The organism is Kitasatospora sp. NPDC056446, assembly GCF_042796115.1.
Classification (GTDB): Bacteria; Actinomycetota; Actinomycetes; order Streptomycetales; family Streptomycetaceae; genus Kitasatospora.
This window is the reverse complement of the sequence record NZ_JBHTRF010000010.1, coordinates 134,645-148,413: the sequence shown is the minus strand read 5'-3', so window position 1 is coordinate 148,413 and position 13,769 is coordinate 134,645. Positions and strand designations below refer to the sequence as shown.

The window sequence follows — 13,769 nt, the reverse complement described above, 5'->3', positions numbered from 1 at the left end:
CGTAGGCTAAGCCCCATGCCCACCCTGCTGCTCGTCCGTCACGGCCGCTCCACCGCGAACACCGCCGGGATCCTGGCCGGTTGGACCCCCGGCGTGGACCTCGACGACACCGGGCGCGGGCAGGCCGCCGCGCTGGCCGGCCGGCTGGCGGGCATCCCGCTGGCACAGGCCGTCAGCAGCCCGCTGGAGCGCTGTCGGCAGACTCTGGAACCGCTGCTCGCCGCCCGGCCCGAGCTGGGCCGGCCGACCGAGGACGAGCGGCTGGGGGAGTGCCACTACGGCGACTGGACCGGCCGTCCGCTGGCCGAGCTGGCCAAGGAGCCGCTCTGGCGCACCGTCCAGGACCACGCCGCAGCCGCGGCCTTCCCCGGTGGCGAGTCGCTGCGCGAGCTGAGCCACCGGACGGTGAGCGCGGTGCGCGAGTGGAACGGGAAGATCGCCGCCGAGCACGGCGAGGACGCGGTCTGGATCGCCTGCTCGCACGGCGACGTGATCAAGGCGGTGGTGGCCGACGCGCTCGGCCTGCACCTGGACCACTTCCAGCGGATCAGCGTCGAGCCCTGCTCGGTCACCGCGATCCGCTACACCCCGCAGCGGCCCTTCGTGCTGAGAATGGGCGACACCGGCGACCTGGCGTCGCTGGCGCCGAGGCCCGGCCCGGCCGCGGCCGCCCCGTCCGGCGACGCGGTGGTCGGCGGCACGGCCTGAGCGGTCCGTCCGCCGGCACCGGCCGCCCGGTGCCGACCGACCGCCGCCGCCCGAGGCCGGAGTCCGCGCCGGGAGCCCGTGGCCGGAGCCCGCACCAAGGCCCGTGACACGGGCCCGGGGCAGCCCGGGCGGTCGGCACCCCGACCGAGCGGCACCGTCCGCACCCTGCGGTGCCACCCCGCCCGCGGCCGTCGGCTCGGCTCCCCGGCCGGAGCCCGAAGGTCGTAGGGTGACTTACGAGTCCGAACACCCGCGATCCCCCACGGAGGATCCGCGCCGACCGACACGATCCGGAGCGAGAGCGTGCCCCGTCAGGTCTACTTCTACGACCAGCCCGAACGGTTCGTGGCCGGTACCGTCGGCCAGCCCGGCGCCAGGTCGTTCTACCTCCAGGCCAGTGCCCGGGGCCGGATCACCAGCGTGCTGCTGGAGAAGACCCAGGTCGCGGCGCTCGCGGAGCGGATCGAGGAGGTCCTGGACGAGGCGCTGCGGCGCAGCGGCGGCGACACCGCCATTCCGGCCGCCGCCCCGAACGACCTGCTCGACACCGCCCCGCTGGACCTGCCGCTGGAGCAGGAGTTCCGGGTCGGCACCATGGCCCTGGCCTGGGACAGCGCGGACAGCTGTCTGGTGGTCGAGGCGCAGGCGGTGGTCGAGGAGGACGAGGAGGAGGACGCCGAGGCGGTCTTCACCGACGACGACAACGGCCCGGACATGCTGCGGGTGCGGCTGTCGGGCGCGATGGCCCGGGTGTTCGCCAAGCGCGCCCTGGACCTGGTCGCGGCCGGCCGCAAGCCCTGCCCGTTCTGCAACCTGCCGCTCGACCCGGAGGGCCACCTGTGCCCGCGCGCGAACGGTTACCGGCGCTGAACACCCAGACCCCGCCGCAGGCCGACCCGGCCGCCGCCGCCGCGCTGGCCGCCGACGTGCCCACCGCCCTCGCGCTGCTGCGCCAGGGCGAACTGACCGTGCACGGCCGCCTCACCGACGCCTCCAACGCCGCGCTGTACTGCACGGTCGCGCACGGCTCGCTGAGCGCGCAGGCCGTCTACAAGCCGGTGGCCGGCGAGCGCCCGCTCTGGGACTTCCCGGACGGCACGCTGGCGGGCCGCGAGGTCGCCGCGTACGAGCTGTCCGCCGCGACCGGCTGGGCGCTGATCCCGCCCACCGTGCTGCGCGACGGCCCGCACGGGCCCGGCATGGTGCAGCTGTGGGTCGAGCCGGACCCGGAGGCCGAGCCGCTGCTCGCGCTCCAGGACCCGCGCGGCCCGGAGGAGGGCTGGCTGCCGATCGTCCGGGCCGAGGTCGAGGGCGGGCGCACCGCGCTGCTGGTGCACCACGACGACCGTCGGCTGCGCCGGCTCGCCGTCCTGGACGCGGTGCTCAACAACGCCGACCGCAAGGGCGGCCACCTGATCCCGGCCGCCGACGGCCGGGTGTACGGCATCGACCACGGCGTCACCTTCAACACCGAGGGCAAGCTGCGCACCCTGCTCTGGGGCTGGGCCGGGGACCCGCTGCCGGCCGAGGCGCTGGAGGTGCTGACCGGGCTGGCCGAGCAGCTGGACGGCGAACTCGCCGAGCGCCTCGCCCCGCACCTGACGGCGGCCGAACTGGACGCCACCCGCGCCCGGGTGGCCGGGCTGCGCGGCTCCGGCCGCCACCCGCTGCCCTCCGAGGAGTGGCCCGCGATCCCCTGGCCGCCGATGTAGCCGGTGCGGCGGTCCGCGCCGGGCCGGAGCAGCGGACGGCCCGATGGTCCGGACCGGTCGATGGTCTGGACCTGTCGCCGGGATAGGTCGCACACTGCTCCGATGGACGCGCGACGGACCACCCCCACCCCCCGGGCCACGCCGGACCTGCCGTTGCACCGGCTGCAGGTCCCGCTGCCCCAGCTGCTCCCCTTCGCCATCGGCAGCTTCGACGCGATCGGCCCGCTGTCCCGGGCCGGATTCCCCCACCGGCACTCCTTCTACGAGATCGTCCACGTCACCGGAGGACGTGGTGCCCACGTCCTGGACCTGGTCCACCGGCCTTTGGCGCCACCGCAGTTGTGTGTGATCACGCCGGGCCAGGTGCACTACTGGGCGGACGCCGAGGGCCTCGTCGGCCGGGTCGCCCTGTTCAACGAGGACTTCCTGCTCGGCCACCCGCAGGACCTCGCCGCCCTGCGGGCCCTGGCCGGCCGTCCGGCCCTGGCGCTCGGTGAACACGCCGACGCGGTGGGCGCGTTGTTCGCCGACATGGAGCACGAGTACCGGACGATGGCGCCCGGCTACCAGGGCGTGCTGCGGGCCAGCCTGCACATCCTGATCGTCCGGGCGCTGCGGGCCTGTGTCCCGAGCGACCGCCCCTCGGTGCCCAGCCGGCCGGCCGAAGTGGCCGCCGCCTTCACCCGGTTGATCGCCAAGCCGGGCGGGGTGCGGCACTCGGTGGCCTCCACCGCGCAGGAACTCGGCGTCTCCCCGGGGCACTTGCAGACCCTGGTGAAGCAGGCCACCGGACGCACCCCGGGCGGCCTGATCCGCCGCCAGCAGACCCTGGAGGCCAAACGACTGCTCGCCTGCACGGATTTGACGATCCGTCAGGTGTCGAAGGAGGCCGGATTCGTGGACCCGGCGTACTTCTGCCGGTTCTTCCGCCGGGAGACCGGGATGACGCCGGGGGAGTTCCGGGCCCGGGTCGACGGAAATCACCACGATCCCCGGATCATGTCCATCGCGGTCGCACCCGACGGCCCGTAACTTTGCTGCTGGCCACCGGTGGCCGGTCCGGCGCGCTTGGACGGGCGACCGGTCCGGCCCTTGTCATGCCCCCACCATGGCAAGGGCCGCCCCCACACCCCGCCTCATGAGAAGGAGACGGCGCATGCCCACGCCCGACGGCATGATCAGCCGCAAGACCGTACTGAAGGCCGCCGCCGCGCTCGGGGCCGCCCCGCTGCTGATCGGCGGCGGGGTCGCACTGGCCCGGGACCAGGCCGGCAGCGGTCAGGCCCCGGAACTCACCCCCGACTGCCACGACGGTGACGACCCCACGATCGAGCAGACCGAGGGCCCCTACTTCAAGCCCAACTCCCCGCTGCGCAGCTCCATGGTCAACGACGGCCCCGGCACCCGCCTGGTCGTCAGCGGCTACGTCTTCGGCAGTGCCTGCCGGCCCGTCTCCGGTGTCCTGCTGGACTTCTGGCAGGCCGACGACAACGGCACCTACGACAACGTCGGCTACACCTTCCGCGGCCACCAGTTCAGCGACGCCAACGGCGCGTTCAAGCTGGACACCATCGTGCCCGGCCTCTACCCGGGCCGCACCCGGCACATCCACGTCAAGCTCCAGGCCCCCGGGCGCCGGATCGTCACCACCCAGCTGTACTTCCCGGGCGAGCCGCGCAACAGCACGGACACCATCTACGACCCCCGGCTGCTGATGAACGTCCGGCAGAACGGCAACGTCCGCGAGGGCAGCTACGACTTCGTGCTGGACGTGCCGCAGACCCCCGGCACGCCGAGCCCGACGCCCACGCCCACCGCCACCTCGACCCCGACCGGGACGCCCACCACGCCGCCGAGCGGCAGCTGGGCGGCCGGCACCTCCTACCGCGCGGGCGACCGCGTCACCTACTCCGGCGTCTCCTACGTCTGCCTCCAGGCGCACACCGCCCTGGTCGGCTGGGAGCCGCCGAACGTGCCGGCCCTCTGGCAGCGGTCGTAGCGGCTCCGGCCGCATCACCCGGGGAGCCGGGCGCCCGGTCGGCGGCAGGGCCGACCGGGCGCTCAACCATGTCCGCCCCCGGCATCGGCCGGGCCTTCCGCAGGGCCCTGACCGGGTCCTGACCGGGTCCTGACCGGGCCCTGACCAGGCCCGGATCCACCGCCGGAACCGTTCATTACCAGTCGGGAAGCGGTCGGGCAACGACTGAAAGAGAATCCAGTCGATCTTTCGCACTGGTTGGGCTTTCAAATGTTCGCAAGGTTAAAGTTGTTTCCATGCATGCCTGGCCCGCCTCCGAGGTTCCCGCCCTGCCTGGTCAGGGGCTCCCCCTCCGTATCCACGACACCGCAGCGGGCACGGTCCGAGAGGTGGTGCCGCAGGACGGCACCGCCCGGATCTACGTCTGCGGCATCACGCCCTACGACGCGACCCACCTGGGCCACGCCGCCACCTACAACGCGTTCGACCTGGTGCAGCGCGTCTGGAAGGACGCCGGCCACGACGTCCTGTACATCCAGAACGTCACCGACGTCGACGACCCGCTGCTCCAGCGCGCGGTCGAGACCGGCCAGGACTGGACCGCGCTGGCCGAGCGCGAGACGGCCCTGTTCCGCGAGGACATGACCGCGCTGCGGATGCTCCCGCCGGCCCACTACATCGGCGCCGTCGAGTCGATCCCGTGGATCGTCCCGATCGTCCAGAAGCTGCTGGCCTCCGGCGCCGCCTACTCGCTGGACGGCGACATCTACTTCTCGGTCGACGCCGACCCGCACTTCGGCGAGGTCTCCGGCCTCAGCCGCGAGGCCATGCGCCCGGTCTTCGCCGAGCGCGGCGGCGACCCGGACCGCCCGGGCAAGCGCAACCCGCTGGACGCCCTGCTCTGGCTGGCCGCCCGCCCCGGCGAGCCCGCCTGGGACACCGAGCTCGGCCACGGCCGCCCCGGCTGGCACATCGAGTGCGTCGCCATCGCGCTCCAGTACCTCGGCATGTCCTTCGACATCCAGGGCGGCGGCAGCGACCTCTCCTTCCCGCACCACGAGATGGGCGCCGCGCACGCCCAGGTCGCCTCCGGCACCCACCCGTACGCCAGGGCGTACGTGCACGCGGGCATGGTCGGCCTGGACGGGCAGAAGATGTCCAAGTCGCGCGGCAACCTGGTCTTCGTCTCGACGCTGCGCCGCGAGGGCGTCGACCCGGCGGCGATCCGCCTGGCGCTGCTCTCGCACCACTACCGCTCCGACTGGGAGTGGACCAAGGACGTCCTGGACGAGGCCGTCGAGCGCCTCGCCCGCTGGCGCGCCGCGGTCTCCCGCCCGGACGGCCCGTCGGCCGAGTCCCTGCTCGCCGAGGTCCGTGCGGCGCTCGCGGAGGACCTGGACGCGCCCGCCGCGCTGGCCGCCGTCGACCGCTGGGCGGAGCGGCAGGAGACCGGGGGCGGCACCGAGATCGGCGCGCCCGGCCTGGTGACCCGCACCGTGGACGCCCTGCTCGGCGTCGCGCTGTAGGTCCCGCCCGGAACCCGGAACCCGGCAGCCGGAACCCCGTACCACACAAGCCGAAGGGGCGTCAGGACCATCGTCCTGACGCCCCTTCGGCGTGCGGCGCCCCGCCCGCGGGCGGGCCCACCGGTGCTCGGCGGCCTACTCGTCCTCGGCGCCGTCCTGGCTCTCCCGGGCCGGGCCCGGCGGCTCCGGCTCGGCCGGCCGCTCCGCCGTGGCGTGCCCGGACACCGGGTCCGCCGTGGCGTGCCCGGCCACCGGCTTCTCGCCGGTCGGCCCGACGTTCTCCCGGCGGCGCAGGTAGCGCTCGAACTCGCGGGCGATGGCGTCCCCGGACGCCTCCGGCAGCTCCGCGGTGTCCTGCGCCTCCTCCAGCTGCTGGACGTACTCGGCCACCTCGCTGTCCTCGGCGGCCAGCTGGTCGACGCCCAGCTGCCAGGCCCGGGCGTCATCGCCGAGCTCGCCCGGCGGGATGCGCAGGTCCAGCAGGTCCTCCAGCTTGTTGACCAGCGCCAGCGTGGCCTTGGGGTTCGGCGGCTGCGAGACGTAGTGCGGTACCGCCGCCCAGAGCGTCACGGCCGGGACCCCGGCGTGCGTGCAGGCCTCCTGGAGCACGCCGACGATGCCGGTCGGGCCCTCGTAGCGGCTCTCCTCCAGGTCCAGCTGACGGGCCAGCTCCGGGTCGGAAGTGACCCCGCTGACCGGCACCGGGCGGCTGTGCGGGGTGTCGCCGAGCAGTGCGCCCAGGATCACCACCAGCTCGATGCCCAGCTCGTGCGCGAAGCCCAGCAGCTCGTTGCAGAACGAGCGCCAGCGCATGCTCGGCTCGATGCCGCGGACCAGTACGACGTCCCTGGTCGTCGGCTCCGTCACCCGGATCACCGAGAGCCGGGTGGTCGGCCAGGTGATCCGGCGGATGCCGCCGTCCAGCCAGACCGTGGGCCGGTTGACCTGGAAGTCGTAGTAGTCCTCCGCGTCCAGGGCGGCGATGACCTTGCCGCCCCAGGTCTCGTCCAGATGCGCCAGGGCCGCCGAGGCGGCGTCGCCCGCGTCGTTCCAGCCCTCGAAGGCACAGACCATCACCGGGTCGATCAACTCGGGAACATCTTCCAGCTCGATCACCCAGCGTCTCCCTCCGGTCGGTAACAGGACCGGCACCGCCCCGGCTGGTTTGCCTGGGCGCCGACGGGCCGGCTGCCGACTGTCGAACCTCTCGTCTCCCATGGAACGCCTCGCTCCATGGTCCCTACCTGCCCAGCCTACGGGCTTTGATGCGCACCGAGGCGGGGACCGGGACAGTCTGGGGGAGCCGGGCGCCCCGATCCAGCGGATATCGGCCCCCCGGAACCTGACGGTCCGTCAGGTCGCCGGGGCGGGTGCGGACCGCGTCCGGGCGGTGGCGCAGCGCGACGGGCGTGCCGCCCCGGCGCCGCGGCGGGATGATGAACGGGCGGGGGCCGGGTGGAAGGGGCCGGACCGATGAACCGATGGCTGTGGATCGGCGCGGGCGCGGCCGCGCTGGCCGGTACCGCGCTGGTGGCGGCGGACCGGGCCGGGCGGCGGCTGCCGGTGGAGCACGTCACCGAGGGCGGCCTGGAGCTCGCCCAGCCGCCCGGCGCGGTCTGGGACGTGCTCACCGACATCGACCTCTACCCGGCCTGGCGCCCGGGCCTCACCCATGTCGAGCGGCTGCCCGCCACGGCCGGCGGCCGGGTGCGCTGGCGCGAGTACGACCGGCACGGGCACACCACCTTCGAGGTGGTGGCCAGCGAGGCCCCGCACCGCCTGGTCACCGGCATCGCCGACCCGGACCTGCCGTACGGCGGCACCTGGACGTACGTGCTCACCGCGGCCGGGCCGGGCTGCTCGCTGACCGTCACCGAGCGCGGCGAGGTCCGCCGGCCGCTGTACCGGGCCGCCTCGCACTACCTGGTGGGCGAGGATGCGACGGTCCACCGCTACCTGGGCGCGCTGGCCCACCGCCTGGGCGTCTGACGGCCGCGCGCCGGCCGCCGCCCCCGACCGGGAGGCAGGGAGGCAGGGGGCCGGCGCGGCCGGCTACCGCACGTCCACCCAGCCGTTCCGGTACGCCGCCCAGTTCTCCGGCGTCGCGGCGAAGTCGACGTACAGCGCGACGCCGAAGTTCGCCCGGTGCGGGTCCTCCCGGCCCAGGCCCAGCCGGACGCCGCGGACGGCCGCCCCGACGGTCTCGGCGTCGCCCCAGTGGCCCCACCGGTCGTCCCAGTAGAACGGCAGGCCGATCAGCAGGTCCACGTCGGCGGGGGTGGCCCGCAGGGCCAGTTCGGTCTGCTTGGCGACGTAGCCGCCGTACAGCGGTTCGGTCGGCATCGAGGTGTCGTAGGTCATCACCGCGATCTGGTCGACCCGGCGGGCGGTCTCGGTGAAGTACGCCTGGTCCCACCACTTGCCGTGGTCGGTGAGCAGGATGCCCGCCGTGTGCAGGCCCGGGACCGGGTCGATCTGCGGGGCCGCGACCGAGAGCTTGGCGCCGCGAGCCGCGGTGACCGGGCGGACCTGGTCGAGCAGGGCCAGCCAGCCGGCCGAACCCGGCCGGATCGGCTCCATGTCGAAGTGCACGCCGTCGAAGCCGAGGTCCAGCACCTGGCGGGTGGAGGCGGTGACCCGCTCCCGGGTGGGGGCGTCCTCCAGGTCCATGGCGTCCCGCTCCGGCTTGACCTCGTCGCCCAGCCAGCCCTGCACCCGCACCCCCGGCAGCTCCCGGTGCACGGTGTCGGTGAACCAGCGGGCCCGCGGGTGGACGGCCGGCGGCAGCGAGCCGTCGTGCTCCAGCGGGCCGGTGTGCACGTACAGGTCGCGGATGCCGGTGCCGGCCAGCTGCCGTACCAGCGCCGCGACGTCGGTCTCGGTCTTGCGGCCGTCCACCCAGGCGTGGCCGAGCCAGATCACGTCGCGGCCCCGGGTGCGGGCCTCGGCGGCGGGTTCACCCGTGTAGTGCAGGCGGATCGAGACGAACAGCGAGCCGAGCGCGGCGACCGGCACGGCCGCCGCCAGTGTCACCACCAGCACTGTCCGGCGCCACCAGGACCAGTCTCGCCAACGGGCGCGCAGCGCGCGGAACGGGGCCGCCAGGGCCCCTCCGACGCGCCGCGCGCGGGTCCGGAATCGGGCCACGCGGTTGCTCCCCCCTTGCGGTCGAGGGCCCAGGATACGGAATGGGCCCGCAAGCCCACCCGTCGGCCGGATACCCTGACCACGTGCGTCCCGAGTAAGCGGGGTGCAAAGCCGACAGCCGTCGCACCAGGGAGAAGCCCCATGGCCACTGCAGCCGATCCGTCCGTCACCCAGCAGAGCCGCGCGAGCGCACTGCGTGAAGCGCTCGCCACCAGGGTGGTGGTGGCCGATGGTGCGATGGGCACCATGCTCCAGGCGCAGGATCCGACGCTGGAGGACTTCCAGAACCTCGAAGGCTGCAACGAGGTCCTCAACATCACCCGGCCGGACATCGTCCGCTCCGTCCACGAGGCCTACTTCGGCGTGGGCGTGGACTGCGTGGAGACCAACACCTTCGGCGCCAACTTCGCCGCGCTCGCCGAGTACGAGATCGCCGAGCGGATCTTCGAGCTGTCCGAGTCCGGTGCCCGGATCGCCCGCGAGGTGGCCGACGCCCACACCGCCGTGGACGGCCGCACCCGCTGGGTGCTCGGCTCGATCGGCCCCGGCACCAAGCTGCCGACCCTGGGCCACGCCCCGTACGAGACGCTGCGCGACGGCTTCCAGCAGAACGCGGCCGGCCTGATCGCCGGCGGCGCCGACGCCCTGCTGGTCGAGACCAGCCAGGACCTGCTGCAGACCAAGGCCGCCGTGCTGGGCTCCAAGCGCGCCCTCGCCGAGGCCGGGCTGGACCTGCCGGTGCTGGTGCAGGTGACGGTGGAGACCACCGGCACCATGCTGCTCGGCTCCGAGATCGGCGCCGCGCTCACCGCGCTGGAGCCGCTCGGCGTGGACTACATCGGCCTGAACTGCGCCACCGGCCCGGCCGAGATGAGCGAGCACCTGCGCTACCTCGCCAAGAACGCCCGGATCGGCCTGTCCTGCATGCCGAACGCGGGCCTGCCGGTGCTCGGCAAGGACGGCGCCCACTACCCGCTGTCCCCGGCCGAACTGGCCGACGCGCACGACGTGTTCACCCGCGAGTACGGCCTCTCGCTGGTCGGCGGCTGCTGTGGCACCACGCCCGAGCACCTGCGCCAGGTGGTCGAGCGGGTCCAGGGCCGGCCGGTCACCGCGCGCGAGCCGAAGCCCGAGCCCTCGGCGGCCTCGCTGTACCAGGCGGTGCCGTTCCGCCAGGACACCTCGTACCTGGCGATCGGCGAGCGCACCAACGCCAACGGCTCGAAGAAGTTCCGCGAGTCGATGCTGGCCGGCGACTGGCAGGCCTGCGTGGAGATCGCCCGCGACCAGATCCGGGACGGCTCGCACCTGCTGGACCTCTGCGTGGACTACGTCGGCCGCGACGGCGTCGCCGACATGAAGGAGATCGCCGGCCGCCTGGCCACGGCCTCCACCCTGCCGATCGTGCTGGACTCCACCGAGCCGCCCGTGCTGCGGGCCGGCCTGGAGGCCCTCGGCGGCCGCGCGGTGCTCAACTCGGTCAACTACGAGGACGGCAACGCCCCCGACTCCCGCTTCGGCCGGATCGCCTCGCTGGCCCGCGAGCACGGCGCCGGCCTGATCGCGCTGACCATCGACGAGGAGGGCCAGGCCCGCACGGCCGCCGCCAAGGTGGACATCGCCGAGCGGCTGATCGCCGAGCTCACCGCCGACTACGGCATCGACGAGGGCTCGATCCTGGTCGACTGCCTCACCTTCACCCTGGCCACCGGCCAGGAGGAGTCCCGCCGGGACGGCATCGAGACCATCGAGGCGATCCGCGAGCTCAAGCGCCGCCGCCCGAAGGTGCAGACCACGCTCGGCCTGTCGAACATCTCCTTCGGCCTCAACCCGGCCGCCCGCGTGGTGCTCAACTCGGTCTTCCTGCACGAGTGCGTGGAGGCCGGCCTGGACTCGGCGATCGTGCACGCCTCCAAGATCCTGCCGATCGCGCGGATCCCCGAGGAGCAGCGGGAGACCGCCCTGGACCTGGTCTACGACCGCCGCCGGGACGGCTACGACCCGCTGCAGCGCCTGCTGCAGCTGTTCGAGGGCGTCTCCTCGGCCTCGGTCAGGGCCTCCAAGGCCGAGGAGCTGGCCGCGCTCCCGCTGGACGAGCGGCTGCAGCGCCGGATCATCGACGGCGAGCGCAACGGCCTGACGGACGACCTGGACGAGGCCCTGGCCGGGCGCCCGGCGCTGGAGATCATCAACGACACCCTGCTGGCCGGCATGAAGGTGGTCGGCGAGCTCTTCGGCTCCGGCCAGATGCAGCTGCCGTTCGTGCTCCAGTCCGCCGAGGTGATGAAGACCGCGGTGGCCCACCTGGAGCCGTTCATGGAGAAGTCCGACAGCGAGGGCAAGGGCACCATCGTGCTGGCCACCGTCAAGGGCGACGTCCACGACATCGGCAAGAACCTGGTCGACATCATCCTGTCCAACAACGGCTACAACGTGGTCAACCTGGGCATCAAGCAGCCGGTCTCGGCGATCCTGGACGCCGCGCAGGAGCACAACGCGGACGTGATCGGGATGTCCGGCCTGCTGGTGAAGTCCACCGTGATCATGAAGGAGAACCTGGAGGAGCTCAACCAGCGCAAGCTGGCCGCGAGCTTCCCGGTGATCCTCGGCGGCGCCGCCCTCACCCGGGCCTACGTCGAGCAGGACCTGCACGAGATCTACGAGGGCGAGGTCCGCTACGCCCGGGACGCCTTCGAGGGCCTGCGGCTGATGGACGCGCTGATCGCGGTCAAGCGCGGTGTGCCCGGCGCGACCCTGCCGGAGCTCAAGCAGCGCCGGCACGTCCGGGTCGAGGTGGAGGAGCCGGAGCCGGAGGTCAACCTCGGCCAGATCCGCTCCGACGTCACCGTCGACAACACCGTGCCCGCCCCGCCGTTCTGGGGCGACCGGATCGTCAAGGGCATCCCGTTCGCCGACTACGCCTCCTGGCTGGACGAGGACGCGCTGTTCAAGGGCCAGTGGGGCCTGAAGGCGGCCCGCTCGGGCGAGGGCCCGTCCTACGAGGAGCTGGTGGAGACCGAGGGCCGGCCGCGGCTGCGGGCCTGGCTGGACCGGCTGCAGACCGAGGGCTGGCTGGAGGCGGCCGTGGTCTACGGCTACTACCCGGCGAACTCCAAGGGCGACGACCTGATCGTCTTCCACGAGGACGGCACCGAGCGCACCCGGTTCACCTTCCCGCGCCAGCGCCGCGGCCGCCGGCTCTGCCTGGCCGACTTCTTCCGCCCGGAGGAGTCCGGCGTGCGGGACGTGGTGGGCCTCCAGGTCGTCACCATGGGCAACCGGATCTCGGAGGCGGCCAACGAGCTGTTCGCCGGGAACTCCTACCGCGACTACCTGGAGCTGCACGGCCTCTCGGTGCAACTGGCCGAGGCGCTGGCCGAGTTCTGGCACGCCCGGGTCCGCTTCGAGCTGGGCTTCTCCGGTGAGGACCCGCAGGACGTCAAGGACATGTTCGCGCTCAAGTACCGGGGTGCCCGCTTCTCGCTCGGCTACGGGGCCTGCCCGGAGCTGGAGGACCGCGCCAAGATCGCCGACCTGCTGAAGCCCGAGCGGATCGGCGTGGTGCTCTCCGAGGAGTTCCAGCTGCACCCGGAGCAGTCCACCGACGCGATCGTGATCCACCACCCGGAGGCGAAGTACTTCAACGCCCGGTAATCCCCGCGCCCCGCTGCGTTCGCTCTTTCCGGACGAAGCGGGCGTATCCTGGATGATCCTGAACGGGCCGGTCCGCAGACCAGCGGGCCGGCCCGTGCCATCCCCGGGGCGTCCCCGGGCCGCCGGAAGGACGTCCGCCATGACCACCAGTCCCACCGCCACCCGCGTCCTCGACCACGGGGACGACCGCGGCCTCCAGGCGGTGCTGCTGGACATGGACGGGACGCTGGTGGACACCGAGGACTTCTGGTGGCAGGCCGAGGTCTCGCTCTTCGCCGAGCTGGGCCACGTGCTGGACGAGGCGGACCGCGCCCACGTGGTCGGCGGCCCGATGACCCGGGTGATGGAGTACCTGGTCGCCCGGACCGGCGTGGACATCGCCCCGGCCGACCTGGGCGCGCTCGTCAACCAGCGCTTCGTGGACCTGCTGGCGGACGGCGTGCCGCTCATGCCGGGTGCCGAGCGCCTCCTCAACACCCTTGCCGCGCACGGGATCCCGGCCGCCATGGTGTCCGCCTCGCACCGCCACGTGATCGACATCGTGCTGCGCTCGCTGGGCGCCCACCACTTCGCCTTCACCATCGGCGGGGACGAGGTGCCGCGCACCAAGCCGTTCCCGGACCCGTACCTGGAGGCGGCCCGCCGGCTGGGCGCGGAGCCGGCCCGCTGCGTGGTGGTCGAGGACACCCCGACCGGGGTGCGGGCGGGCGAGGCGGCCGGCTGCGCGGTGATCGCGGTGCCGTCGGTGGCGCCGATCGAGCCGGCGCCGGGGCGGCTGGTGCTGGCCTCGCTGGAGGAGGTCGACCTCGAACTGCTGCGCTCGCTGGTGGCCTCGCGAGTGTGATTGTCATCTCATTGCGGCCCGGCCCTACCGGCCGGTAAGCGGCCCGCCGAGACTCCCACCTGGGGGGATCGGGGGAGAAAAAGGGCATTGGCTGACATCTCGTCGGGCGGGGCGTGATGCCCTGAACCGCCGTGTCCCAAACGTCATCTGCACGGGTATCGGTCGTGCGTGTTCGATATGGCACGCTACTCGGGTTTCGT

Annotated in this window: 11 protein-coding genes; 9 read left to right on the top strand and 2 right to left on the bottom strand. The window is 73.4% G+C overall.

Going from position 1 to position 13,769, the window contains the following annotated elements; genetic code table 11:
- Positions 1 to 15 precede the first annotated feature (15 nt).
- The 6 genes from ACFQ6N_RS09915 to mshC all read left to right on the top strand — a co-directional run bounded on the left by ACFQ6N_RS09915 (position 16) and on the right by mshC (position 5,924).
- Complete coding sequence (locus ACFQ6N_RS09915; protein WP_380648171.1) at positions 16 to 708, top strand: histidine phosphatase family protein; 693 nt, start codon at positions 16 to 18, stop codon at positions 706 to 708.
- Positions 709 to 1,011: 303 nt separating this feature from the next.
- The gene (locus ACFQ6N_RS09910) at positions 1,012 to 1,578 is read left to right on the top strand and encodes a DUF3090 domain-containing protein (protein WP_380648169.1); all 567 of its coding nucleotides are present in this window, start codon (positions 1,012 to 1,014) and stop codon (positions 1,576 to 1,578) included.
- The gene (locus ACFQ6N_RS09905) at positions 1,548 to 2,420 is read left to right on the top strand and encodes an SCO1664 family protein (protein WP_380648168.1); all 873 of its coding nucleotides are present in this window, start codon (positions 1,548 to 1,550) and stop codon (positions 2,418 to 2,420) included. Before ACFQ6N_RS09910 ends, ACFQ6N_RS09905 begins: the two co-directional genes overlap by 31 nt.
- A gap of 102 nt (positions 2,421 to 2,522) precedes the next feature.
- The gene (locus ACFQ6N_RS09900; protein ID WP_380648166.1) at positions 2,523 to 3,452 is read left to right on the top strand and encodes an AraC family transcriptional regulator; all 930 of its coding nucleotides are present in this window, start codon (positions 2,523 to 2,525) and stop codon (positions 3,450 to 3,452) included.
- Positions 3,453 to 3,576: 124 nt separating this feature from the next.
- On the top strand, positions 3,577 to 4,419 hold the full coding sequence (locus ACFQ6N_RS09895) for a carbohydrate-binding protein (RefSeq protein ID WP_380648164.1): 843 nt from the start codon (positions 3,577 to 3,579) through the stop codon (positions 4,417 to 4,419).
- A gap of 275 nt (positions 4,420 to 4,694) precedes the next feature.
- Complete coding sequence (gene mshC, locus ACFQ6N_RS09890) at positions 4,695 to 5,924, top strand: cysteine--1-D-myo-inosityl 2-amino-2-deoxy-alpha-D-glucopyranoside ligase (protein WP_380648163.1); 1,230 nt, start codon at positions 4,695 to 4,697, stop codon at positions 5,922 to 5,924.
- 135 nt (positions 5,925 to 6,059) lie between these two features.
- On the opposite strand, the gene ACFQ6N_RS09885 is transcribed toward mshC, so the two are convergent.
- On the bottom strand, positions 6,060 to 7,040 hold the full coding sequence (locus ACFQ6N_RS09885) for a PAC2 family protein (protein WP_380648162.1): 981 nt from the start codon (positions 7,038 to 7,040) through the stop codon (positions 6,060 to 6,062).
- Between the two features lie 357 nt (positions 7,041 to 7,397).
- Between ACFQ6N_RS09885 and ACFQ6N_RS09880 the strand changes: the two genes are divergently transcribed.
- A complete protein-coding gene (locus tag ACFQ6N_RS09880) occupies positions 7,398 to 7,913 on the top strand; it encodes an SRPBCC domain-containing protein (protein WP_380648160.1) in 516 nt (171 codons plus the stop codon).
- A 63-nt stretch (positions 7,914 to 7,976) separates the two neighbouring features.
- Here the strand turns inward: ACFQ6N_RS09880 and ACFQ6N_RS09875 are convergent, their stop codons facing one another.
- Positions 7,977 to 9,071 (bottom strand): hypothetical protein, encoded by a 1,095-nt coding sequence (locus tag ACFQ6N_RS09875; RefSeq protein WP_380648159.1) that lies wholly within the window; start codon positions 9,069 to 9,071, stop codon positions 7,977 to 7,979.
- A gap of 141 nt (positions 9,072 to 9,212) precedes the next feature.
- Here ACFQ6N_RS09875 and metH point away from each other — a divergent pair, with 141 nt between their 5' ends.
- Together metH and ACFQ6N_RS09865 are read left to right on the top strand one after the other, a co-directional pair.
- Positions 9,213 to 12,725 carry a methionine synthase gene (metH, locus tag ACFQ6N_RS09870; protein WP_380648158.1) on the top strand — a complete coding sequence of 1,171 codons (3,513 nt, stop codon included), beginning with the start codon at positions 9,213 to 9,215 and terminating at the stop codon, positions 12,723 to 12,725.
- 139 nt (positions 12,726 to 12,864) lie between these two features.
- Positions 12,865 to 13,569 (top strand): HAD family hydrolase, encoded by a 705-nt coding sequence (locus tag ACFQ6N_RS09865; protein WP_380648157.1) that lies wholly within the window; start codon positions 12,865 to 12,867, stop codon positions 13,567 to 13,569.
- Positions 13,570 to 13,769 lie beyond the last annotated feature (200 nt).